The sequence below is a fragment of the Suipraeoptans intestinalis genome (assembly GCF_009696485.1).
Lineage (GTDB): Bacteria > Bacillota > Clostridia > Lachnospirales > Lachnospiraceae > Suipraeoptans > Suipraeoptans intestinalis.
Window position 1 is genome coordinate 986,241 of the sequence record NZ_VULY01000018.1, and the last position, 23,977, is coordinate 1,010,217.

A 23,977-nucleotide genomic window follows, 5' to 3' on the forward strand; every position below is an offset into this window, starting at 1 on the left:
TAGCCAGTGACAGTGATTTTTTACTGATAATCCATAATATCAATCCAGTTCATCAGAAACTCTTTTTTCAAAGCTCCCTTTTTCCCCAACTGTGCCGCCGCTACCAACGGAAGCCATTGCTGCACATACTGCATTGCCGTATCGCTCTTTCTACAGTAGCACTTCATGTAAAGCTTTGCCATCTCCTGGTCTTCCAAGGCAAACAAGAGATAGGTCATGGCTGCGTCTGCGCCTCCGTTTCCCGTGACGGCATGGGCCCAGTCGATCGCAGTAAGTTTTCCATTTTTCCCTACGATCACATTGCTGGGATTAAAGTCTCCGTGGCATAGCTTGCTATGTCTTGGCATGCTCTCCAGGCGCGTCAAAAGATCGTATCTGGTGGTCGCATCCAGTTCTTTGGTGCTCTGGATCTCCCTGGCCAGTTTGTCCCTGCCATTTTCCAAAAGATAGGCCTCTTTTCCGTGGATCTCTAATTGCAGATCTACAAAATCCTCCATGTACTTGTCCATGTTTGCCGGATCCACACGCATCATCTCTTCCAGCGTTTTCCCTTCCTTGTACTCAATGAAGATCGCCCACTGTCCATCCACATGCTCCACCTTCTGAAGCTTCGGAATGGCAAGACCGGTCTCTTCCACCCGCGCCATCTTCAGTGCCTCATTAAACACATGGGACTTGGGATGCGTCCTGTCGAATATCTTGACGATACTCTTATCCAGACGATACACTTTTTTGTAGGGCCGTTCCACGATCAGTTTTCCCTGCTCCATCCTTTGCACCTCCTTTAGAATCCGTTCCGTTCTTTTTTACTGATCTTATTATACGCCTTCCTGCCGCCTCTGAAAAGTATTTTTGTATATTTTTTAACTATTTTATTTTGTATTTTTATTTCGTTATTTTATTAACTATCCATGTTGAAATTGTTTTCTTCCCACCGAAATCTCAGCGGAAATGATTTCCGGTTTATATGAAAAACAGTCTGCACGGTGAAAGATTTTATTCTACCCTATCCATGCTCCATTTCCTGCAAAATGATAAAGACCGCCTTCCATCTGTAAACTCACTCCCGCTGCCATAGCTCCGTTTGCTTTCAGATAATACCAAGTAGCTCCACTCTTTATCCAACCTGTCATCATCGTGCCGTTTTCTGCCAGATAGTACCAACTGCCGCCCAGGCTGACCCAGCCGGTTTTCATAGCTCCGCTTTCATCCAGATAGTACCAGCTGCCACCCTGATTTAGCCAACCAGTCTTCATAGCTCCACTTCCATCCAGATAGTACCAGGTAGCCCCATCCTTGATCCAGCCTGTCATCATCATGCCATTTTCTGCCAGATAGTACCAACTGCCGCCCAGGCTGACCCAGCCGGTTTTCATAGCTCCGCTTTCATCCAGATAGTACCAGCTGCCACCCTGATTTAGCCAACCAGTCTTCATAACTCCATTTGCATCCAGATAATACCAGGTAGTCCCACCCTTGATCCATCCTGTCATCATCATGCCGTTTTCTGCCAGGTAATACCAGTTTCCTCCTACGTTCATCCATCCTTTTGCCATCCTGCAAAGCCCGTCAAAATAATACCAGTTTCCACCAAATGGAAGCCAACTATTTCGTACTGCATACCCCTTGGCATCGAAGTAATATGTCTCGTTATCCAGAGTTTTCCAAGATGCAGTCAGATAGCTCCCGTCTGCAGTTTTATACCGTTTTCCTACAGCATCCTCTCTCCAGCCTTCCGGCTGCTTTTCCGGTTCCTGTGTCTCCTTCTTATGAACCGTAATATTCAAAGCCTTCCTGATCTCCTTTACTTGAACGATAACGCTCTTGTCAGTTGCTTTCAGAGGTGTATTTTCATCTGGAAGCAGTTGGATTCCATACGCTTGAAGCTCATCCGCTTTCACAGTTTGGACAACTCCGTTTTTATCCTTTAGCAGCAAGATCATCCCTGCACTACTAAACTGTTGACCTTCCTGATAAATTGTGGTCTGAGGCAACTGCGTGACCTCCAGTTCCTGAATCTCATTTTTATCAAATTTCTGAATGGGCGCCGCATCTGACAGCACATATGCCTTGTTCTTCTTCTGGATCCGGTATCCTCCAATGGTCTGTAAAAACGAAACGCTGACGCCTTGATGGATATTTCCTTCTGCCTTCACATATTCCCATCCTGTCTTTCCTGCAAACTGTGTTTCAAATCCACTCAATCTGATATTCGATGCGTCTCTTATATCTTCCCCCACCTGCAGGGATGTGTCTGGTGACAGAACAATCTCTCCTGTTCCTGTGATTCTTCCAATCCGGACATCTCCCTTCAGATTGATCCATAGCTGTGCTCCCTCCTGCACATCAACCGTCCTATCAATTCTGTCCAGACGGTCCAGATTCACTACCGCTCCATCACGCAATGATAAATTTTTTACTCCTGTCAGTTCTATCCCTGTCAAACGAGAAGCGGAAAAAGTAACTTGATTTTGAATACTGTCCTCTGCCAGAATTTTTTTTACAGCTTTTGCATTGGAAAGCAGTGTCACCTCTTCCGTTGTCTGATTTCCGTTTACACCGCCCAACACAATCCCTTCGTCTACTCTTGCGTACTCCGATTCTATTCGGATTGTAACCGGGACATCCACATCTTCTGTTTCTCCTCCCGCAATAATCTTATGAAATCTTGTAGAAGAATCTCCATTTAAAATGGAGATCTGTACGTGATTTCCACTGAGATTTCCTGTCTTAGAACCACCGATCAGTACTGGTCTCAAATAATCCTGCAACTGGCTAACCGTCGTGGAAACCTCATCAAAAGTCACCTCATTTCCAGCCGCATAGATTCTGGGTAACTCACCTCCGTTTACGATCATATTCAGTGTCATATTCTGGAACCGGACATTTTTCTTCAGTTCCAAATCAGCTCCCCGAAAGGTCAGGCGATATCCCTGTCCATCAATTACAATATTTTTGTCAATAAAAAAAGTTCCCTCCTGTCTGTACAGGACATCCCCTGTCAGTTTTAATGTATCTCCATCGACAGATCTCTGAATTGCATAAGACAGGCTCTGATAGGGATTCTCCTGTGTCCCGTCTCCCTCTATAGAACTTTCCTGTCCATTTGCCACATAGATCGTACTCCCGTTACTATCCGATGTATCGTTTCCTGCAGCCATTGCTTTCCTTGTTCCCATTGCCAAAAAGCTTCCGGTAAAAAGAAGGCCAAGCAGGATCCTTGTTCCATATTTTTTTAAGTCCTTCCACGTTTTTTTCTCTCTTATGCTTTCTCCCATATGATCTCCCTTCGTTTAATTAATATGATTTCATATGCATTTTAATATATCATCAGAAACCCTCTTATTCAAGTCAGATACTGGCTCTCTTCTTGTGGTCCAGAATCTGTCTGTCTCTTTTTGTCAGTCTGGCGATGAGACATATCAGGCAGATTTTGTCCTATAGATTTCCGATTCATGTGAAAAACAGCGAAAGCTCTCCTGATTCCCTACAGACAAGATCTTTCTTTTCCCTGCAGAGAAACTTCTCCAAGGAAATCTCCCGCTGTCTTTTATTGGTTATTTGTCATATGCCTTGTCGCTTTTGACTTTTTAACCTCTGTCTTTTTAGCGTTACCTTTTGATCCTGCGTCTTTTTTCAAAGAACAGGGTTCCGAAAGCTGCTACAGAAAGCATCATCAGGATATATGGCGTACTCTGGCTGGAATCTCCGGTTTTCGGACTTCCTTTCACTTTTCCTGCCGAAGCCCCGGTGACCTCAACGGTCTGTGCCTTATCCTTTGGATCTTCGTGCGTATGCACATCCTCTTTATCCAAAACTCCGTCTCCGTCTGTATCGATCAGCTTTTCCACAGAAATTGCTCGCTCAAATACCACATAGGTTTCTCCTGCTTTCAGTCCTGTCACCGTTCCGAAATCCAGTTCCCAGCTGCCTTTTCCGCTAGGATCTGCCGTAAACTCTGCCGTCGCTTCCGCCACGGTCTGAACTACTTTTCCATCTTTGATCTGGTTCAGCTTTCCGGTGACTTTATACACTTTGCCGCCTTTCAGTCCTTCATAGTGGATGGTATCTACAAGCTTTACGCCCTGTCCGGCTTCTTCTTTGCTGACTTTTGCCGACTGGTCCGCACTTCCTACAGAGTTGTTTGCTTTCACCGTAGTCAGAATCTTTCCGTTCTCTTCGTCCGGCTGCGGTGTGTCCGGTTTCACTTTGACTGTCTGCGCCTTGTCCGTTGGATCTTCGTGCACACGGCTGTGAGGAGCGTCCGGTTCGTTATCATAATCGGTATCTACCAGCTTCTCCACAGATTTTGCACTTTCATATACCACATAGGTTTTTCCTTCTTCCAGTCCTTTGACTTTTCCGAAGTCTAACGTCCAACTGCCGCTGCCGCTTTGCTCTGCCGTAAATTCTGCCGTGGCTGTCGTCACTGTTTTTACGACTTTTCCGTCTTCTATCAGGTTCAGCTTACCGGTTACCTTGTAAGCTTTTCCTCCTACCAGTCCGGTGTAATGGATCGTATCTGTAACCGCAGTACCATCCTCTGATGCTTTTGCTTCCGCCGCTGCATTCTCGCTTGCCACAGCGTCGCCTGCCTGCACCGTCGTGCGGATCTTTCCGTCAGGATTTTCATATTTTGGTTCTTCTCCACCCGGTTCCTCCGGCTTCACCGTAAAGGTCTGTGCCTTGTCTTCCGGATTTTCATGGGTATGCTCATCCGGCTGATCCGAAATACCATCCCCATCTTTATCAATCAGTAGTTCTACGGATTTTACCCGTTCAAACACTACATAAGAGCTTCCCGGTTTCAGATCCTGCCTTGTACCAAAATCCAGCTCCCAGCTGCCGCTGCCACTCTGATCGGCTGTCTTTGTAGCTTCCATCGTATCCACAGCTCCTACCGGCTGACCTGCCTTCACTTCCATCAGAGTTCCGCTTACAGTGTAATCTTTTCCACCTACAAGCCCCTCATATGCAATGGTGTCCACAACATGCACACCTGTCTTGGCTTCTTCGGCTGTCACTCTTGCCTTTTGCTCCGATGTTGCCGTCGCATTGTTGGCCTTTACCGTCGTCTTGATCTTACCTTCCGGATACACCGGATTTCTGGGTACTACCGTAATCGTCTGCGCCGGATCCTTTGGATCTTCATGTACCGGATTCTGTGGCGTGTCCGGTATGTTGTCGTAATCTGTGTCGATCAGGCGCTCCAAGGATCTGGCGCTTTCATATACCACATAAGATTTTCCTTCTTCCAGCCCGGCAATCGTTCCAAAATCCAGCTCCCAACTGCCCTTTCCGCTTTCGTCAGCCTTTAATTCTGCCGTGGCGGTTACCACCACTTTTACCGCTTTTCCATTCTCCACAAGGTTCAGGCTTCCTGTCACTTTATAAGTCTTTCCGCCTACCAGTCCGGTATAAGAAATGGTATCTGTTACAGTCACACCGCTTTCCGCTTCATTTTCTGAAACCTGAGCCGGTGCCGTCTCGTTTCCGGTACTGCTGTTTGCTTTGACCGTCGTGCGGATTTCTCCGGCAGGATTTTCGTAGCCCGGCTGTTCCGGATCAACCGGTTTTGCCTTATCTGTTACTACGACTTTTCCCTCTTTCCATTCTACAGCATCTTCCGAAGCAATCTCGCCCAGCTCCACCGTTCCGTCTTCTTTTACGGTGAAAGTGAAATCCGTCACCTTCAGATACCCGGTAGGCGCCGCTTCCTCATGGAAGGTATAGGTGCCTGCTGCCAGCTTGACCGTCTTGCTTTCTCCTTCTTTGGAGGTCCAGGATTCCACTGTCTGACCATCTTTTTTGATCTCAATCTTCGCTCCTGCGATCTCTTCTCCTCCCAGGTTGGTCTTGGAGAAGATGACCTCCTTTTTCGGCGTCTCCTTTATTATAAAGGTCTGGGATTTATCTGCCGGGTTTTCATGCTTGACTTCCTGCTTGCTTTCCGGCTTCTTGTCTCCATCGGCATCTACCAGATTTTCTTTGGAAACGGCTTTCTCATAGACCACGTAAGATTTCCCTACTTCCAGCCCTTCTACCGTTCCAAAATCCAGCTCCCAGTCGCCTTTGCCGTCTTTTCCCGCTGTCAGAACCGCCGTCTTGGTCGCCTTTGCATCACCGACTACCACTCCGTCTTTGACTTCATACAGCGTTCCTGTCACATCATATTCCTTGCCCTCTACCAGACCTGTATAGTGGATGGTATCTACCACTGCCACCCCATCTCCGACGGATGCTTCCGCAACCTCTGCCAGAGCCGTCTCGCTGGCCGTGCTGTCGTCTGCCTTCACGGTAGTACTGATCTTGCCCTCCGGGTTCACATAAGGCTGTTCCGGATGGTTCTTTACATCTACCAGCCATCCGTCTGATACCTGTTTTGTGGCGACATCCTGCGTATCTTCAAATACGATCTTGCCGTCTGCCATGACTTCAAACGGCTTGTCCGAAAGGCCTTCATACCCTTCCGGTACCCCAATCTCTTTCAATGTATATTTTCCTGCTTTCAGGGAAACACGGATCGGAGTGCTGTCTGCCCCCTGAGAAGTCCACACCATACCGGGAACTGCCTGCCCCTTTTCATCAAAAATCTGCAGTCTTGCTCCTGCCAGCTTGGTATTTTTCTCGTCCACCTTGGTAAATCCAAATGTAAAGACCTGCTCATATACATTGACGCCAATCGTCTGATTCTCGTCATCGTTCACCACATGTTCCGCTATCGGCAACCTGCCTTCCTTTGGCTGTCGATCCGCTCCCAGATCCTCTGCGCGGTAAACTCTTTCCAAAACGGTAAACCTCTGCAGTCCCGGAGTCTTCAGCATAGTAGCCGGAATCTTCAGATCTTCCACAAGGACAGATCCTCTTCCGTCAGATCCTACCGTAAATTCCTTGTATGCCTTGGTGATCTCCTGCGTTCCGCTGTATGAAACCAGCGTAGCGCACGCTACATAGTCTCCCTCTGGAAACCCGGAATAGTCGATTCTGTCATCTACCATCACCTGTCCCTCAGAAGTCATCGCGTGGTCCACCGTCTTCACGTCTTTTTGATTGTCTTCTTTTCCTGTCGCATAGGTTCCGATATAGGGTTTTTGATCATTTTGTACCACCAGCGTACTATTTTCTACCGTTACTTTTTCTCCGCTGGTAACTGCCACCTGACCGCTTTCACTTACCGTAAAGACAATATCCTGCTGCAGTGCCACATGCCCTGCCGGCGCTTCCTTCTCTTTCAGGCGGTACGTTCCCGGTTTCAGCTGGAATTCTTTTGCACTTCCTGCCATGGAAAACCAGGACTCGATCTTTGCGGCACCTTCTCCCTCTGTCCAAAGCTCCAGCGACGCGCCATTGATCATCACGCCTTTGTTATCTACTTTTTTGATGGAAACCAGCTTCTTTTCCGGCTCCAGCTTTTTGTCCAAAAGAACGATGGTGTCTCCTTCCAGAAGCTTTCCATATGTAAAGATGCTTCCGTCTGTACGAACCGTAAAATCTACCGCTTCTACCTTCTGGTATCCATCCGGCGCCTTCTTCTCGATCACGCGGTAATTTCCCGGCATCAGGCTGACTCTGGCAGGGTTGGCATTCGATGTCCATTCCAACGGCTCCTGTGTATCCAGATTTACCAGAATTTCTCCGTTCTCATCCGCAAGGATCATCTCTGCTCCCGACAGACCGCCTCCGTTGTTGATGTTGTAAGACATTTCTTCATCGGTCATTCCCTGTTTGTATTCCTGTTTACTGAAATACACCTTCGGCTTCTGACGTACATGTCCACTTACCAGAGACTGTACTCCGCCGGAAACAGAAGCATAGGTACGCACCTCCACAAACTTTGAATTGTCCGGGAATACGCTTCCATTCATGTAAGCTTCCGCTTTTTCCTTTAGCGCCTTCTGCACCTCATTCATGCCCGGAAAGCTTCCCTGATTCGCCATCTCTCTGCTTTGTGTAAAGTAGTACACTACCTCCTGCGTCGCTACCCAGTACTGATACGGAGTGATCCCATGCGTTCCCATCAGATTCTCCGGATCCTCAGAAAACTGATACAGCAACATTTCTATCGCTTTGTATGTCTTTTCTGCGTTATAGCGCGGATAGGATTTGTTCACCTCCTGCATCAAAGCCTGCGAATCACTGCCTGCCAGCCGATACGTCCCCACGTAGTACCCGTTTCCGTCATAGGCAGGCGTTCCTTTCATTCAGACAAAATGCCCAGGTCTCTGCTTCCTTCTTATCCTTGGTCCACACCTTCAGCATTTTAGTCTTATCTTCTGCATAATACTGATTTTCTGCCGAAATATTCGTTCCTGTATTCGGGACTCCCTGGGCGTTTACTTTGCCCATCTGTCCCAATTGTCCAATTCCCACCAGAGTCAGTACCGCCACTATGATGATGGCTGATAACCTCTTCTTCATACTGTTTCTCCTTTTCTATCCATATCTGACATCCATAGGCTTCCCCTTGCTCTCTCCATACAACCGCTTTGTCTGCCTTCTGCTTTTCCTGTGGTGTTTTGGGCCTGCACAGATAAAATCCCTTTCCCCCCTTCCCTTAAAAACGAGCAAAAAACCGCTATGATATATTCATATTACACCTTGATTCTTTTTTCTGTCTATATAAAATCAAGATTTTCCTATGTACTTCATAGGTTTTGGGATTTTTCTCAAAATTTGACAGCCCTATGCATAGATATTTGTGAAATTTTTTCAATTTTTCTGCAAAACTCCAACTCTAGGGTATTAGTGTGGTTCCCTTTCTTTTGCTCACACAATCCCTTCCTAGTTTCCATGGGACTGAAAAAAGCGACTATTTTTCAGTCGCTCTTCCCCCTATTCCCGCAGTCGTGGAAATAACGTTGATCGCTGTTTGAATCCTCCTCAAATGGACACGACTTTCAAACAATGTTTCCTTAAATCATCCAAATAGGTACAATATAATTCTCCCTGTCAATCGCACCGAATCCGGGTTTCATACAGACAATCGCTCCCTTGGAGCGTGGTGTTGACGACCTATCAAGCAACCCAAACACCTTTATCAACTCTGTTCCCGGATTAGATGTTTTCTTAATTTCAATTGGGTTCAGAACCCCATCATGTTCCAAAACAAGATCAATCTCCTTGGCATCCTTGTCACGGTAGTAATACATATATGGTTCCTTCCCGCAATTGAGATACGTTTTCCTAATTTCAGCGACCACATAATTCTCTAAAATCGCACCATTCATAGCACCACTTTCCAATGTTTCTGCGCTACTCCACTTTGTCAGATAGCACACCAATCCCGTGTCGTAAAAATATAATTTTGGCGTTTTTACAAGACGTTTTAGCAAATTGTTGGAATACGGATGAAGGTAAAAAATAATACCCAGCGTTTCCAAAATCCCCAACCAATCCTTTGCTTGTGTCTGATTGATCTCAGCATCTCTTGCAATCTCCGCTACGTTAACCATTTGGCCACACCTTGCCGCTGCCGCCGTAATAAACCGAAGAAATTTGAGCGAATCAATGGCGTCTGATAATTCTTTCACATCGCGCTCAACATAAGTAGACAAATAACTGCTGTAAAAAATCTGACTGTTGCTGTTTGTGCCACTTACAATCGCAGGCATGGACCCTTTATAAATACGTTCAAAAATACCTCTTGTATCCATTTCCACTCTATCTGTCTTTCTTGCAGTTAAGGCCTCCCTCTCTACGGTGAATGGCTCCATTTCTCCTCCCACCATTTCCGCCTGTGATACTGCGGTAAGAGAAAGCACTGCCACTCTGCCTGCCAATGACTCCCGCACTCCACGCATCAGTTTGAACACCTGTGACCCGGTCAGCCAAAATGCTCCTGGCTCATGGTTTTTATCTACATTCATCTTAATGTAAGCAAACAATTCCGGTGCATACTGAACTTCATCAATCAGTATAGGCGGCTTATGCAGTTGCAGGAATAATTCTGGGTCAGACTTTGCAAGAGTTCTTTCATTCAAATCATCCAGGGTAACATACCCCCTGTCCGTTCCCTCCATTAATTTCTGCAACATTGTAGTCTTGCCCACCTGTCTCGGCCCCGTAACCAAAATCACCGGGTACTCCTTTGTAACCTGACTTACCACTTTTTCCAAATTTCTTTTTATATAGCTCATATTCGCAACCTCTTTTCGGCCATTCTATAATTTGATTATATTTTAGCCGAACTCATACAAAAAAGCAAGCGCCCTTCGGCTGATTTCTCTTGTGATTATATTTTAGCCGAAATATGTTTGTTTTATTTTATGAATGATTGCCTTTATTTTACAATAAAACTCCTTTTTCAAATAGATGCCCATCTCACAACTTCGTCGTTCGCCTGCGGATACCCCTAAAGCTCGCTTCCAGACACCAAAAAAGAGACTTGCAAGCAAGCTTACAGTCTCTTTTTTGGCGCCTGAATTGGCACTTTATTCATTGTCTCCGCGTATATTACTCGATGATGGTAGCTACTCTACCAGATCCTACAGTACGTCCACCTTCACGATATCAGACCGGTGTATTGCGGTGTGCAAATGGTGATTTTTCGTGTGATTTGTGTGGAAAAATCCGCATTTTCCACTGTGTCCGTATGGTTTTTGGGGATTTTGTTATCATGGTGTTATCACTGCATTTTTAGTTTTTCTGGCATATTTTTTCTCACATTCGTAATCTCTTTATTTAAATCTTTTATATATTCTTTACACACATCTATATATAATCCTGTTTTATATTCTGGATTTTTCAAAAACTGTAATTCAACGGGATATTTTGTAATCTCCGTAAGTAACTTTACAAATATGCTTTTCAAATTATTTTGGCTTTCATCATTATTAAGGCATACTTCTGCAACTTCTTCAAAGCCAAATACTAAATAATCTTTATTTTCTCTTTTCTCCAAATGTACATTAATCGCTTTGCTTTCCTGATTCATAAATATCCTTCCTATCATAAAATGCAGTTTTACCGCCCTCAAGAGTATGCATACTTTCTTGAGTCCAGTTTTTAGTGTCTGTTTCATCATCTATATTTCTAAGTTCATCATAAAAAGGATTACCAACATACGTTTTATATATTCCATTCTCATGAGTTCTTAGTATACTAATATACGGAAGCGTACCAACAGCAATATTAAGTGTTTAATGTCATCTGAATATCTTTGTGCCCCAGTCTTTCCTTGATGATCAGTGGCTCTACACCCTGATAAATCAGATATGCTACATGGCTGTGACGGATATCATGCACTCTGATTGGTTTTACACCGGTCAATGCTTCATACTTCTTAAGCCGTTTCTGCAGTGTTCTCGCTACAATCGGAAACAACCTCTGATCTTCTGGAAATCCATAATGCTTCTTCGCATACTCCTGTACCTCTTCTTTAAGAAAATTGGGAATATCAATAGTACGGGCCGAATTCTCTGTTTTTGGTGTATCAATCACATCTCTCTTACTGACCCGGTTATAAGTCTTATTGATATGCAGGAGATTTCCACTCATATCAAAATCCGAAAGTCTCAATGCCAGAAGTTCTCCTTCCCTGATTCCTGTCCAAAACAGAATTTCAAATATCAGATAATCTTCACTCCCCGGCTCAATCCCGGCAATAAATCTGTCGTATTCTGCCTTCGTCCAGAATTCCAGCTTGTTGGCATCTGATTTCCCCATCTTTTTTACTTTCTTACATGGATTTTCCTTCAGATTGTAAATTTTCTGTGCATGATTAAACAGTGCATTTAACTGATTCTGGATCATACGCTCATAAGTCTTGCTGTATCCTTTTTCTTGAATGGTATTCTGCCACTGGATAATCTCTGCCGGTGTGATCTCATTCATTTTTCTTGTCCCAAAATACGGAACAATATGCTTGTTCATCATGTGCTGCTTATTACGGATTGAATTTTCTTTCAGTTCATTCTTTTTATCTTCAAAATAAACTTGAATAAAACTGTTCATCTCCATCTTCATATCCGCTGCAGTCTTTCTTATGAATTCCTTCTCATAATTCAATGCTTCTTTCTTAGTCTTGAACCCTCTTTTCAGCTTCTGCGTTTTCTTTCCTGTCCAGTCAACATAACGGAAGCTCACATACCAGGTTCCCTGTGTTTTGTCCTTGTAAGCTGACATCTTAACTCCTCCTTCATACTGCTCTCTGAGAGCATCCATAAAATTTTGTTTCCCAGTAGGGACGTGGAATTTTTCCACGAACTGCCACATATCCTTCCTTTGCCAGTTCATCATTGAACTGCTTCAGAATGGAATATGCTTTACTGCGTTTCACACCTAATTCTTCCATGACATCATCAACAGTCATCATATAATTAGTTCTCATAGCGTCCTCCTTTTCAGTCACCTTTGTGACTCTTTTGATGTTTTTACTATGATTCACTTTTGTGACTTTGTCAATATCTTTTTGCGAATTTTATTTTTATATTCCATTCTACATTTTCATAGTCTGTGAAAATCAACCTCTTTCGCATCATTCACTTTTGTGCTAGAATAGAATCACAAATATTTTTAAGGAGGCAGCATATTATGGTAGGTAAAAAAATCCGAGCATACCGAGAATTCAGAGGATACAGTCAGATACAGTTAGCCGAGCTGTCCGGCATTAACGTAGGAACAATCAGAAAATATGAACTTGGAATCCGAAATCCAAAACCGGATCAGTTAGAAAAGATAGCAACTGCACTGGGATTAAATGTAAGTGTTTTTCTGGACTTTAATATTGAAACGGTCGGAGATGTACTCTCTCTCTTGTTTTCTATTGATGATTCAGTAAACCTCTCACTTGCAGAAACGTCTGATCAGAAAATTTCGCTGACGTTCGATAATCCTACGATGCAGGACTTTTTCAGGAAATGGTGTCAATTTAAAAATGTCTACGAAAAGGAAAAAGCTGAAATATTAGCTATCGAAGATGCTGATAAAAGACAGGAAGAACTGGATAAGCTGAATGCTACCCAGGAAGAATGGAAACTGCGTGCTATGGGAACTACGATAGGTTGTCATACTATAGTTAACAAAAATGAAGGAACCACTCTCAAAACTCAAAATCTTATTTGAAAGGCAGGATTATTATGGCATTAAATAAAAATATTATTACACAGGTAATCAATTTTTGTAACCGGGATTTAGTACCAGATGAACAATTTAAAGCCGGATCCGCATATCCGATAGAATGGTTTAACGACTATTTCTCATTTTTAGGAAATTCTAATTTACAAAAGTATCTTGGTGAAGCATATTATCAAGCAAGATTTATGTACAAGCTTATGAATGGATTAAGATTACCAATTGCCAAACATAAAGCCATTGTTAGATTTCAAATTATTCAATATACCTCTATTTGTGAAGCAGTTTTACAGGCCGCAATAGAATCATTTTTTAAATCAGAATTTGAAGACAAATATGCTGTAATACAATTGACAAAATGTCACAATGCCCTTTCTTCTTCAACCAAAATTACTTACGACAATAAAACAGTTTACCTATGTAAAGAGAAAAAAATTAAAGCTGACATTAAGAGAGAACGTATTGATCACAAAACTGATTTTGCTGTGCAGCATAATATTATCTCTGCTAAAACAAAAAAAGAATTTGATTCATTGTATCAGTCACGAAACAATATTCATATATTGAAAGCTGCTCAAAATAATTATACTCCAAAACTAAAAGAGGCTAAAGAAGCCTTTGCACTGATGCAAACATTTGTATCTGAAGTAAAAAGCTTTTATTCGGCTTATAGGACAAAACGTGTTGGTCGTTAGTCCCAGTTCCGAAACGATTTATCTACCTTATGGAAATCGTTCCAAACAATAGCATCACCCCAAATCGAGAGACTCTTTTCCAATTTTTGCCTCTCATTCATTCTTTGATATATGGCAGCTATACTTCTATCTGTTGGCATTATCTTTATTATTTCAGACGAGGAAAGCGGTTCTGGCGAGTGCATATAGCACCACCAGTAAACCGCTTTTATTCTTCTTTCTATTGAAAGTCCTCTATGATTTCTGAGCAGTTCTCTCAGTCTGGAATTAACACCGCCCTCTATTCGATTATTCGTTGCTGGCGGTTCAAAATCAGCCTTTAGTTCCTCTTCCAGGTATGTAAATAAGGTGTTCTCTCCAAACAACTTTAAAATTGATTTTTCAGCCTTTAAAAGTCTCTCATGAGTAGGCCTTTCATGACCTCTTTCATCTATTGTTTTCTCATTCAGAAATTTTTGATATCGTTTCATCCAATCAACAAATCTTTTTCCCCATCTGTCAGCTTCTTCGTGACTCTTAATCTTTAATAAATCCTTTGCAAGACTATAAAGCTCTATACCAGCCAGAGTGTTTGGTCTGGTAGTTGTATAGCGCCTCACCTGACAGAATACATGAAATAAACATCTTTGATGCTCTGCATTAGGCCATGCTGCCTTTAGTGCTTTTGCAAACCCGCTTCCTCCATCAGAAACCACCATTCTCGGTTCAGCGATACGCTTCATCAACGCCATCCATGCCCCAGAATGCTCATATCTACACAAATACCAACCAAGTACATTTTTCTCGTCACAGCAGATTAGAATGCACGCTTTACGACCAAGATATATACCGTCTAAAAACAGCACATCCTTAGACTCTTCTATCTTTGGAGGCATAGGCCATATTTCCCAGAACTTTGCCGTCCTCCTTCTAAATGTCCTTCCTTCTCCGGGCATTTCTGACTGCGTTTCTTTTCCAAACAACCATTTTAGAAATAAATGAAACGCTTTAGTTTTGTTGTCTATTTTCTGTGTGAAAGTCATTTTACATCTGTTGCAAAACCATCTCTGAGATCCTGCTTTCGTTTTTCCGTATCTACCACATTTTTCTCCGCAAGCAGGACAATTGACCTGATACATTTAACCTTCCTCCCGTGACCATTATTTCAAGGAAGATTAAACCCCTTTAACTACAGTATTTTCAAGGCTTCAAGGTACTTCATACCAACACGTTTTGTCCACCCTCAAACTTCTTTCAAAAAAGATTAACCCGTAGAACCGAAGTTCTACGGGTATCTTACGTTTGGACACAACGTTATCTTGCGATAACAAATCCATATTCAGATTGTATTACTCGATGATTGTAGCAACACGTCCTGATCCTACAGTACGTCCACCTTCACGAATAGCGAAACGAAGACCCTGCTCCATTGCTACCGGGTGAATCAACTCGATAGTCATCTCTACGTTATCTCCAGGCATGCACATTTCTACACCGTCCGGCAGGTTGCAAACACCTGTAACGTCAGTTGTTCTGAAGTAGAACTGCGGTCTGTAGTTGTTGAAGAACGGAGTATGACGCCCACCTTCATCCTTTGTCAGTACATAAACCTGAGCAGTAAACTTACGATGGCAGGTGATAGAACCTGGTTTTACCAGAACCTGTCCTCTTTCGATCTCGTCTCTCTGAACTCCACGAAGCAGCGCTCCGATGTTGTCTCCTGCCTGAGCCTCATCCAGAAGCTTGCGGAACATTTCAACACCAGTTACAACTGTCTTCTTGCTCTCTTCTTTGATACCAACGATTTCTACTTCGTCAGATACATGAAGAACTCCACGCTCTACTCTACCGGTAGCAACTGTTCCACGTCCTGTGATGGAGAATACGTCCTCGATCGGCATCAGGAACGGCTGATCTGTAGCACGCATCGGATCCGGAATGTAGCTGTCAACTGCAGCCATCAGCTCCATGATCTTGTCTCCCCAAGCTCCGGAAGGATCTTCCAGTGCTTTCAGAGCAGATCCCTGAATAACCGGAGTATCATCTCCCGGGAACTCATACTCATCCAGAAGCTCACGGATTTCCATCTCTACCAGCTCAAGAAGCTCTTCGTCGTCTACCATATCGCACTTGTTCATGAATACTACGATGTACGGTACACCTACCTGACGGGAAAGCAGGATGTGCTCTCTGGTCTGAGCCATAACTCCGTCGGTAGCAGCAACTACCAGAATAGCTCCGTCCATCTGAGCCGCTCCTGTGATCATGTTCTTAACGTAGTCAGCATGTCCCGGGCAGTCTACGTGAGCATAGTGACGGTTTTCTGTCTCGTACTCAACGTGAGCGGTAGAAATCGTGATACCACGCTCTCTCTCTTCCGGAGCCTTGTCGATGTTCTCAAAATCAACTGCTGCATTTCCTGCTACTCTCTCGGACAGAGTCTTTGTGATAGCTGCTGTCAGAGTTGTCTTACCATGGTCAACGTGTCCGATGGTACCAATATTACAGTGTGGTTTTGTTCTTTCAAATTTAGCTTTAGCCATTTTGAATGTCCTCCTTATTCATGGTGCCGCAAAGGCATTTTTATTCTACATATCTAGCCTGACTTTGATTATATTTCAAAGCCCGCCTTTTTTCAAGCCTTTTCGGCTATTTATTATTGATTCTTCCCTGCCAGTACCTTCTCCTGTACAGACTTCGGAACCGGCTCGTATTTCTCAAAGAACATAGAGTAGTTTCCACGTCCCTGTGTCCTGGAACGAAGGTCTGTGGAGTATCCGAACATCTCAGACAAGGGCACATAACCTCTTACGATCTTTCCGCCGCCCAGGTCGTCCATTCCTTCGATACGGCCACGACGTGAGTTGATGTCTCCGATTACGTCTCCCATGTACTCTTCCGGCATGGTCACTTCCACCTTCATGATCGGCTCAAGAAGCACCGGTGCAGCTTTTTTCATAGCATCCTTAAATGCCAGAGAACCTGCAATGTGGAATGCCATTTCACTGGAGTCTACCTCATGGTAGGAACCATCGTAAACATTTGCCTTCAGTCCAACTACCGGGAATCCTCCCAGCACACCTGACTTCATAGCTTCCTCGATACCCTCTCCGATCTTCGGGATGTACTCCTTCGGGATCGCTCCACCTACAACGGTAGATTCAAAGAAGAATACCTGTTCGCCATTGGCATCGGTAGGCTCGAACTTCACCTTACAGTGTCCGTACTGTCCACGTCCACCGGACTGCTTTGCATACTTGCTGTCTACATCCACCGCCTTGGTAAAGGCTTCCTTGTATGCAACCTGAGGCGCACCTACGTTTGCCTCCACCTTAAACTCACGGAGAAGTCTGTCTACGATGATCTCCAGATGAAGCTCACCCATTCCGGCGATGATCGTCTGTCCTGTCTCCTGATCGGTGTGTGCTCTAAAGGTCGGATCCTCTTCTGCCAGTTTTGCAAGAGATTCTCCCAGTTTGCCCTGAGATGCTTTCGTCTTGGGCTCGATCGCCAGCTCGATAACCGGCTCCGGGAACTCCATGGACTCCAGGATTACCGGATTCTGCTCATCACAGATGGTATCTCCTGTCGTTGTTACCTTGAATCCGATCGCAGCCGCAATATCTCCGGCATAAACCTTGTCCAACTCTTCTCTCTTATTTGCGTGCATCTGAAGGATACGTCCCACACGCTCTTTCTTGCCCTTCGTTGCATTCAGTACGTAGGAACCGGAGTTGATCGTACCGGAATACACTCTGAAATAAGCAAGCTTTCCTACGAACGGGTCTGTCATGATCTTAAATGCAAGCGCTGCAAACGGCTCTTCGTCAGAAGAATGTCTAACAGTGTCGTTTCCGTCTCCGTCTACACCCTCGATCGCCGGGATGTCGGTCGGTGCCGGCATATACTCCAGGATCGCATCCAAAAGCTTCTGTACACCCTTATTCCTGTAAGCAGATCCGCAGCAAACCGGGATCGCCTGACACTCACAGGTGGCCTTTCTCAAAACTCTCTTCAGGTCTTCCACAGACGGTTCATTTCCTTCCAGATATTCCATCATCAGATCATCGTCCAGGTCGCAGATCTTCTCTACCAGTTCAGCCCGGTACAACTCTGCATCCTCTTTGATGTCCGCCGGGATCTCTCCCACAAAGATGTCATCTCCTTTGTCGTCACGATAGATATACGCCTGCATCTCCATCAAATCTACGACTCCCTGGAAATCGTCCTCTTTTCCGATAGGCAGCTGCAGACAGATGGCGTTCTTTCCCAATCTTGTCTTGATCTGCTCCACGGCATTGTAAAAATCAGCACCCAAAATGTCCATCTTGTTGATGAACGCCATTCTCGGTACGTTGTAGGTGTCCGCCTGACGCCATACGTTTTCTGACTGCGGCTCTACTCCGCCTTTTGCACAAAATACACCCACAGCCCCGTCTAATACACGAAGGGAACGCTCTACTTCTACCGTAAAGTCAACGTGTCCCGGAGTATCGATGATATTGATACGATGTTCCGCAGCACCGGCTTTCTGCTTTGCGTTTTCCTGAAGTGTCCAGTGGCAGGTCGTAGCGGCAGACGTAATGGTAATACCTCTTTCCTGCTCCTGCTCCATCCAGTCCATGGTAGCATTTCCTTCATGGGTATTACCGATCTTATGGTTCACACCGGTATAATACAGGATACGCTCTGTCAGCGTCGTCTTTCCCGCATCGATATGGGCCATAATACCAATATTTCTGGTCTTATCTAATGGATATTGTCTTCCAGCCATTACTTCCTCCTAAATCCTTAGAAACGATAGTGAGCAAACGCCTTGTTTGCCTCAGCCATCTTGTGCATATCTTCTTTCTTCTTCACAGATGCGCCTGTGTTGTTGGCTGCATCCAGAATCTCATTTGCCAGTCTTTCTTCCATTGTTTTCTCGCCTCTTTTACGTGAGAACAATGTCAGCCAACGAAGCGCTAACGCCTGTCTTCTGTCGGCTCTTACCTCGATCGGCACCTGATAAGTCGCTCCACCGATACGCCTTGCTTTTACTTCCAGTACGGGCATGATGTTGTTCATTGCCTCTTCAAATACTTCTACAGCCGGCTTCTCAGCTTTTGCTTCAACTCTGTTAAATGCTCCGTATACAATCTTCTGTGCTACACCCTTTTTCCCATCCAACATAATGTTGTTGATGAGCTTGGTAACCACCTTGTTGTTGTACAACGGATCTGCTAATACATCTCTTTTTTGAGTATGTCCTTTACGTGGCACGGTCCTTCCCTCCTTAAACATAGTGGCGCAACCTGCAGGTCGCGCAGATTAATTCATCGGTACTCACTCACATAGCTTCCACTGATCGTGCAGTGCCAGGCATACGATCTATACCTTGCAACTTACTTAATCATAGTTTACGTTTGTGATAACGATCTGGTTACACTTTACTTTTTGGCGTCTTTCGGTCTCTTAGCACCGTATTTTGAACGTGCCTGCCTTCTCTTTGCAACACCTGCTGTATCAAGTGTACCTCTGACGATATGGTATCTGGTACCCGGAAGGTCTTTTACTCTTCCTCCGCGGATCAGAACCACACTATGCTCCTGAAGGTTGTGTCCTTCTCCCGGAATGTAGCTTGTTACCTCGATTCCGTTGGATAGACGAACTCTGGCGATCTTTCTAAGAGCGGAGTTCGGCTTCTTTGGTGTAGCAGTCTTTACAGCTGTACACACGCCTCTTTTGTGAGGAGCAGAAAGATCTGTACTTCTCTTTCTCAAAGAGTTGTAACCTTTTTGAAGTGCCGGTGCGGTAGACTTCTTTACAGATGTCTGACGTCCCTTTTTCACTAACTGATTAAATGTTGGCATTCTTTTCACCTCCTATGATTATAATAAGTTGCATATTCATTTACTGAATATTGGCATACAAAAAATGCTATGCATAATTTTGCACGCTTGTTCAGTGTATTACGATTTTTCCGTCTTGTCAAGAGTTTCCTGTTTTGTCACATACATTTGTCACATACATTTGTCATGTACATTTGTCACCTATATTTCGTCATGTACATTCGCCACGTATCTTTGTCCTTTACAGTCCCAGCGTATCCGAAATGGCACCCATCTCCTCCAGCGCCACATCCACCAGATCCTCCAGACGCAGTCCGGTAAATTCAATCGCCTCCATATAGTCCCTGTTCGCCCCGGCTGCAAATCGCATCTCATTAAATCGTTTTAACACGGATTTTGGCTTCACACTTGCAATCTTTTTGTCCGGATAGATCTGTGCCACCGCCTTCACAAATCCACTCATGGGATCTGCCGCCAAAAGCGCATACTGGATCGGCGTCTTTGCTTTCACGCCGCATTTGGGGTTATGCGCACAGATGGCGTCAAACAATTCCTGATCCTCCACTCCTTCTTTCTTCAGGATCTCCACCGAAGTGGGGCCGTGTACCTTCATGTCATTTCGCCAGTCGCACTGCTCCTCATCCAGATCGTGGAGAAGTCCGGCAATTCCCCATTTTTCCACAGAATCCGGATCCAACCGCTTTGCCAGCCCTCTCATGATCGCCTCTACTGCGTAGGAATGGAGGATATAGTTTTCTCCTTCCATATACTTCATCAAAATAGTATGTGCCTCTTCCCGTGTCATAGTTCTTCCTCCTTTTTCCATGCCTGCCTGATGCGCCTTTTCCCGGCGGCTCTTTGTTGAGCAGTTATCTCCGCTTTTTTCGCATTCTTCTGCCGGCTTCTTCTTTGTGAATGAATTGACATTTGCTGCTATCATACCATTTTTATCCTCTGCCGTCATCTTTTTTGCCAACTTTCCTCTTTTCTCACCCTCTTTCTGTTCACAGAAAAATCCCGGCACTGACAGTCCTGGCCTCTCACGCCCTCTTCCCATTTAAACAAAGGGGTTGAGGCGAGCTAGACCAACACATTTTGTCCTATAACACAGTATGAATATCTGCATACATCGCCAAAACTCCTGTAGAACCACGCGACTATCGCGTGGTTTTCCTAATACCAAAAGCTCCCGCTTGTGACACAAGCCGGAGCCTTTGCTTCCTCTATTTCCGGGCAAAACGCCGAAGAAACCGTTATTCCTGTTCTTCTTCCTGCGTATGGGAAGGGCAGGAGCAGCAGCCTCCGCCGCAATCTCCACAACATCCACCCGATTTTTTCTTTTTCCAGATACTTCGTACAATGGCGATGACTGCAATCGTCAGAATTCCGCCAATGATCCCGGTAGACAGCACACTGCTTGCCGCTAATGCCATGTTCATCCCTTCTTTCTACACTCTTGCTCCGTCCACGCTTACACTGGACAGATTTTTACTTGTACTTCTTTCCTTCGGCTGCGGACGGAACAGCAGGTACAAAAAGATAACGGTCAGCAGGATCGCCACGATCGTTCCCACTCCAAAGGTTCCGCCTGTCAGCACCGTTCCAAACTGGTACACACACAGGGATACTGCATATGCCAGGATCGTTTGATAGCCGATGGCAAACCAAAACCACTTTTTATTGTTCATCTCTCTTTTGATTGCTCCCATTGCCGCAAAGCAGGGGGCACACAGCAGGTTGAACACCAGGAAGGAATACGCCGCTATCGTTGTGAAGCTTGCCGCCAGATTTCCCCATACTTCCGATCCGTTTTCCGCCACTTCCTCATATCCATAAAGGATTCCGAAGGTACCTACCACGTTTTCTTTCGCTACCAGTCCGGTAATGGCTGCCACGGCCGCTTTCCAGTTGCCCCAGCCAAGAGGAGTAAAGATCCATGCAATCCCTTTTCCAATGTTTGCCAAAAAGCCCTGATCCAGACTTTCTACCATCTTGATCTTTCCACCTACCATTCCAAAGCTGGATGTAAACCAGATAAAAATGGTGGACAAAAGGATGATGGTTCCGGCTTTTTTAATGAAGGACCAGCCTCTTTCCCACATACTGCGGAGTACATTGCCTACTGTAGGCATATGATAGGCCGGAAGCTCCATCACAAACGGTGCGGGATCTCCCGCAAACATCTTTGTTTTCTTCAGAATAATTCCGGAGCAGATGATGGCTGCGATCCCTACAAAGTAAGAGCTGGGGGCAACCCAAGACGCTCCGTTGAACAAGGCTCCTGCAATCAGCGCAATGATCGGCAGCTTCGCCCCACATGGAATAAAGGTTGTGGTGATGATGGTCATCTTTCTGTCTCTGTCATTTTCAATGGTCCGAGACGCCATCACTCCGGGAACTCCGCATCCTGTTCCGATCAGCATGGGAATAAAGGACTTTCCGGACAACCCGAATTTGCGGAAGATCCTGTCCATAATAAATGCAACTCTTGCCATATATCCACAGCCTTCCAAAAACGCCAGCATGATAAACAGCACCAAAATCTGTGGTACAAATCCCAAAACCGCCCCGACTCCGGCTACGATTCCATCCAAAACCAGACTCTTCAGCCAGGCAGCACAATTGACAGACGTCAGGAAATTCTCTACCAGCACAGGAATACCCGGAACATCTACCAGCCCAAACAGCTTCCAGCCGTCCCCAAACACGCCTTCATTGGCCCAGTCTGTGGCCCATCCGCCTACCGTAGACACGGAGATATAGTAAACCAGCCACATGACTGCCGCAAAAATCGGAAGCGCCAGAAAACGGTTGGTTACAATCCTGTCTATTTTATCGGATGTCGTCAGCTTTCCCTTCGCCTGTTTTTTTACCAGACTTTTTTCAATCACGTCTGTGATGTATTCATACCGCTCATTCGTGATGATGCTTTCCGCATCATCATCCATCGCCGCTTCCAATTTTGCGATCAGATCCTCTACTTCCGGCACCTGTTCCATTGTCTCGGTGATCTTGGAGTCCCGTTCAAACAGCTTCACTGCAAAAAATCTCTGCTGTTCCTGTGGCACCCCTAACAGCTGCCGCTCGATCGTCTCCAGTACGGCTTCCACTTCCGGCGCAAACCCATGGACATGTTTCTGCTTCTGTTTGCTTTCTGCCAGTTTTTTTGCCCTGTTTGCAGCTTCCATGACCCCTTCCCCTTTTAGGGCAGAAATCGTTACCACTTCACATCCCAGATGCTCTGCCAGCTTTTCAATACGGATCTCGTCTCCCGATTTTCTTACAATGTCCATCATATTGACAGCCATCACGACCGGGATTCCCAGCTCCAGAAGCTGGGTGCTAAGATACAGATTTCTTTCCAGATTGGTTCCATCCACGATGTTTAAGATGGCGTCCGGCCTTTCCTGCAGAAGATAATTTCTTGCCACTACCTCTTCCAGCGTGTACGGTGACAGGGAATAGATCCCGGGAAGGTCTGTGATGGTTACCTCTTTATTCCCTTTTAATTTCCCTTCCTTTTTTTCCACCGTTACACCCGGCCAGTTTCCTACAAATTGATTGGATCCTGTCAGTGCGTTAAACAGTGTCGTCTTTCCACTGTTCGGATTTCCTGCCAGAGCGATTGTTACTCCCATTTTCATTCCTCCTAAATTTCTCGATTACTGTACTTCTATCATTTCTGCATCTGCTTTTCGCAAAGACAGTTCATAGCCACGGACTGTTACCTCAACAGGATCTCCCAAAGGCGCCACCTTACGGACAAAAATGGAAGTCTTTTTCGTGATTCCCATATCCATGATCCTTCTTTTTGTCGCACCTTCCCCGTGGAGCTTTACCACCGAAACGGTTTCCCCACATTTTACGTCTCTTAACGTTTTCATCTTACTCTCCTCCTACACCATGATCTTATTGGCAATCCCCTTGCTGATGGCAACCCGGGATCCTTTTACCTGTACGATAATGTCTCCTCCATTACTGGATATAACCGTCACTTCCTCTCCTGGTACAAACCCCAGATTTTCCAGAAATTTCTTTGTTTCCCCTGCCCCCTGCACTCTCTGAATGACAGCACTTTCGCCTTCTTTTAACAGTGTCAATGGCACTTTATCCACTTCCTTTCTTTTTTGTCTTTTCAAGTACCATCCATTTTTCATGAATCCCTGCGCCTTTGCTGTCCGGGAGGTGTTCCCGCTTTACCGTCGCTGGGCAGCCTTTTTATTCTCAATAACTTGATACTGATTATCATTTACGAAGATATTGTAGTGGAATCTTTCCCGTTTGTCAACCAGAACCCGAAGAAATCTGACGAAAGAAATGTTTTGAAAACGTTTCTTAATTCATATCCACACGCAAAGCGGAGCAGAGTCGGTTCGACTCTGCTCCGCTTTTTTACGATTT

The 23,977-nt window shown here is 45.0% G+C and carries 20 protein-coding genes; 2 read left to right on the top strand and 18 right to left on the bottom strand.

Annotation, left to right across the window (positions count from 1 at the left end):
• Positions 1 to 20: 20 nt before the first annotated feature.
• The 8 genes from FYJ34_RS05400 to FYJ34_RS05440 form a co-directional block, all read right to left on the bottom strand.
• Positions 21 to 770 (bottom strand): phosphotransferase family protein, encoded by a 750-nt coding sequence (locus FYJ34_RS05400; protein WP_154476838.1) that lies wholly within the window; start codon positions 768 to 770, stop codon positions 21 to 23.
• Positions 771 to 1,001: 231 nt separating this feature from the next.
• Positions 1,002 to 3,278, bottom strand: coding sequence for a hypothetical protein (locus FYJ34_RS12855; protein ID WP_154476840.1), 2,277 nt, complete (start codon positions 3,276 to 3,278; stop codon positions 1,002 to 1,004).
• A gap of 333 nt (positions 3,279 to 3,611) precedes the next feature.
• Complete coding sequence (locus tag FYJ34_RS05410; protein WP_154476842.1) at positions 3,612 to 8,201, bottom strand: VaFE repeat-containing surface-anchored protein; 4,590 nt, start codon at positions 8,199 to 8,201, stop codon at positions 3,612 to 3,614.
• Complete coding sequence (locus FYJ34_RS05415; RefSeq protein ID WP_154476844.1) at positions 8,179 to 8,418, bottom strand: hypothetical protein; 240 nt, start codon at positions 8,416 to 8,418, stop codon at positions 8,179 to 8,181. Before FYJ34_RS05415 ends, FYJ34_RS05410 begins: the two co-directional genes overlap by 23 nt.
• A gap of 494 nt (positions 8,419 to 8,912) precedes the next feature.
• Positions 8,913 to 10,136 carry an ATP-binding protein gene (locus FYJ34_RS05420; RefSeq protein ID WP_154476846.1) on the bottom strand — a complete coding sequence of 408 codons (1,224 nt, stop codon included), beginning with the start codon at positions 10,134 to 10,136 and terminating at the stop codon, positions 8,913 to 8,915.
• Positions 10,137 to 10,624: 488 nt separating this feature from the next.
• Positions 10,625 to 10,933: a hypothetical protein gene (locus FYJ34_RS05425; RefSeq protein ID WP_154476848.1), complete on the bottom strand. Its 309-nt coding sequence runs from the start codon at positions 10,931 to 10,933 to the stop codon at positions 10,625 to 10,627.
• A gap of 197 nt (positions 10,934 to 11,130) precedes the next feature.
• A complete protein-coding gene (locus tag FYJ34_RS05435; RefSeq protein WP_154476850.1) occupies positions 11,131 to 12,123 on the bottom strand; it encodes a site-specific integrase in 993 nt (330 codons plus the stop codon).
• A 13-nt stretch (positions 12,124 to 12,136) separates the two neighbouring features.
• Positions 12,137 to 12,328: a helix-turn-helix domain-containing protein gene (locus FYJ34_RS05440; RefSeq protein WP_154476852.1), complete on the bottom strand. Its 192-nt coding sequence runs from the start codon at positions 12,326 to 12,328 to the stop codon at positions 12,137 to 12,139.
• 203 nt (positions 12,329 to 12,531) lie between these two features.
• Between FYJ34_RS05440 and FYJ34_RS05445 the strand changes: the two genes are divergently transcribed.
• On the top strand, positions 12,532 to 13,062 hold the full coding sequence (locus tag FYJ34_RS05445) for a helix-turn-helix domain-containing protein (protein ID WP_154476854.1): 531 nt from the start codon (positions 12,532 to 12,534) through the stop codon (positions 13,060 to 13,062).
• A gap of 14 nt (positions 13,063 to 13,076) precedes the next feature.
• On the top strand, positions 13,077 to 13,766 hold the full coding sequence (locus FYJ34_RS05450; protein WP_154476856.1) for a hypothetical protein: 690 nt from the start codon (positions 13,077 to 13,079) through the stop codon (positions 13,764 to 13,766).
• On the opposite strand, the gene FYJ34_RS05455 is transcribed toward FYJ34_RS05450, so the two are convergent.
• The 10 genes from FYJ34_RS05455 to FYJ34_RS05500 form a co-directional block, all read right to left on the bottom strand.
• The gene (locus FYJ34_RS05455) at positions 13,763 to 14,884 is read right to left on the bottom strand and encodes an IS1249 family transposase (protein ID WP_154476858.1); all 1,122 of its coding nucleotides are present in this window, start codon (positions 14,882 to 14,884) and stop codon (positions 13,763 to 13,765) included. The genes FYJ34_RS05450 and FYJ34_RS05455 overlap by 4 nt on opposite strands.
• 210 nt (positions 14,885 to 15,094) lie before the next feature.
• A complete protein-coding gene (gene tuf, locus FYJ34_RS05460; RefSeq protein ID WP_154476860.1) occupies positions 15,095 to 16,288 on the bottom strand; it encodes an elongation factor Tu in 1,194 nt (397 codons plus the stop codon).
• A gap of 113 nt (positions 16,289 to 16,401) precedes the next feature.
• Positions 16,402 to 18,519 (bottom strand): elongation factor G, encoded by a 2,118-nt coding sequence (fusA, locus tag FYJ34_RS05465; RefSeq protein WP_154476862.1) that lies wholly within the window; start codon positions 18,517 to 18,519, stop codon positions 16,402 to 16,404.
• Between the two features lie 17 nt (positions 18,520 to 18,536).
• Entirely contained in the window at positions 18,537 to 19,007 is a 471-nt protein-coding gene (gene rpsG / locus FYJ34_RS05470) for a 30S ribosomal protein S7 (RefSeq protein WP_276960102.1), read from the bottom strand.
• 167 nt (positions 19,008 to 19,174) lie between these two features.
• Positions 19,175 to 19,597, bottom strand: a complete 423-nt coding sequence (gene rpsL / locus FYJ34_RS05475; protein ID WP_154476866.1) for a 30S ribosomal protein S12 — start codon at positions 19,595 to 19,597, stop codon at positions 19,175 to 19,177.
• Positions 19,598 to 19,817: 220 nt separating this feature from the next.
• Positions 19,818 to 20,552: an HD domain-containing protein gene (locus tag FYJ34_RS05480; protein ID WP_330582537.1), complete on the bottom strand. Its 735-nt coding sequence runs from the start codon at positions 20,550 to 20,552 to the stop codon at positions 19,818 to 19,820.
• Between the two features lie 277 nt (positions 20,553 to 20,829).
• Positions 20,830 to 21,009: a FeoB-associated Cys-rich membrane protein gene (locus FYJ34_RS05485; protein WP_154476868.1), complete on the bottom strand. Its 180-nt coding sequence runs from the start codon at positions 21,007 to 21,009 to the stop codon at positions 20,830 to 20,832.
• 15 nt (positions 21,010 to 21,024) lie between these two features.
• Positions 21,025 to 23,214: a ferrous iron transport protein B gene (gene feoB, locus FYJ34_RS05490; protein ID WP_154476870.1), complete on the bottom strand. Its 2,190-nt coding sequence runs from the start codon at positions 23,212 to 23,214 to the stop codon at positions 21,025 to 21,027.
• Between the two features lie 24 nt (positions 23,215 to 23,238).
• A complete protein-coding gene (locus FYJ34_RS05495; protein ID WP_154476872.1) occupies positions 23,239 to 23,460 on the bottom strand; it encodes a FeoA family protein in 222 nt (73 codons plus the stop codon).
• Between the two features lie 12 nt (positions 23,461 to 23,472).
• Positions 23,473 to 23,733 carry a FeoA family protein gene (locus tag FYJ34_RS05500; protein WP_154476874.1) on the bottom strand — a complete coding sequence of 87 codons (261 nt, stop codon included), beginning with the start codon at positions 23,731 to 23,733 and terminating at the stop codon, positions 23,473 to 23,475.
• Between the last annotated feature and the right edge of the window lie 244 nt (positions 23,734 to 23,977).

Excerpts from the sequence above, each read along its gene's own strand:
- FYJ34_RS05400 (WP_154476838.1), bottom strand. The coding sequence starts at position 770 with ATGGAGCAGGGAAAACTGATCGTGGAACGGCCCTACAAAAAAGTGTAT.
- FYJ34_RS12855 (WP_154476840.1), bottom strand. The coding sequence starts at position 3,278 with ATGGGAGAAAGCATAAGAGAGAAAAAAACGTGGAAGGACTTAAAAAAA.
- FYJ34_RS05410 (WP_154476842.1), bottom strand. The coding sequence starts at position 8,201 with ATGAAAGGAACGCCTGCCTATGACGGAAACGGGTACTACGTGGGGACG.
- FYJ34_RS05415 (WP_154476844.1), bottom strand. The coding sequence starts at position 8,418 with ATGAAGAAGAGGTTATCAGCCATCATCATAGTGGCGGTACTGACTCTG.
- FYJ34_RS05420 (WP_154476846.1), bottom strand. The coding sequence starts at position 10,136 with ATGAGCTATATAAAAAGAAATTTGGAAAAAGTGGTAAGTCAGGTTACA.
- FYJ34_RS05425 (WP_154476848.1), bottom strand. The coding sequence starts at position 10,933 with ATGAATCAGGAAAGCAAAGCGATTAATGTACATTTGGAGAAAAGAGAA.
- FYJ34_RS05435 (WP_154476850.1), bottom strand. The coding sequence starts at position 12,123 with ATGTCAGCTTACAAGGACAAAACACAGGGAACCTGGTATGTGAGCTTC.
- FYJ34_RS05440 (WP_154476852.1), bottom strand. The coding sequence starts at position 12,328 with ATGAGAACTAATTATATGATGACTGTTGATGATGTCATGGAAGAATTA.
- FYJ34_RS05445 (WP_154476854.1), top strand. The coding sequence starts at position 12,532 with ATGGTAGGTAAAAAAATCCGAGCATACCGAGAATTCAGAGGATACAGT.
- FYJ34_RS05450 (WP_154476856.1), top strand. The coding sequence starts at position 13,077 with ATGGCATTAAATAAAAATATTATTACACAGGTAATCAATTTTTGTAAC.
- FYJ34_RS05455 (WP_154476858.1), bottom strand. The coding sequence starts at position 14,884 with ATGTATCAGGTCAATTGTCCTGCTTGCGGAGAAAAATGTGGTAGATAC.
- tuf (WP_154476860.1), bottom strand. The coding sequence starts at position 16,288 with ATGGCTAAAGCTAAATTTGAAAGAACAAAACCACACTGTAATATTGGT.
- fusA (WP_154476862.1), bottom strand. The coding sequence starts at position 18,519 with ATGGCTGGAAGACAATATCCATTAGATAAGACCAGAAATATTGGTATT.
- rpsL (WP_154476866.1), bottom strand. The coding sequence starts at position 19,597 with ATGCCAACATTTAATCAGTTAGTGAAAAAGGGACGTCAGACATCTGTA.
- FYJ34_RS05485 (WP_154476868.1), bottom strand. The coding sequence starts at position 21,009 with ATGGCATTAGCGGCAAGCAGTGTGCTGTCTACCGGGATCATTGGCGGA.
- feoB (WP_154476870.1), bottom strand. The coding sequence starts at position 23,214 with ATGGGAGTAACAATCGCTCTGGCAGGAAATCCGAACAGTGGAAAGACG.
- FYJ34_RS05495 (WP_154476872.1), bottom strand. The coding sequence starts at position 23,460 with ATGAAAACGTTAAGAGACGTAAAATGTGGGGAAACCGTTTCGGTGGTA.
- FYJ34_RS05500 (WP_154476874.1), bottom strand. The coding sequence starts at position 23,733 with ATGAAAAATGGATGGTACTTGAAAAGACAAAAAAGAAAGGAAGTGGAT.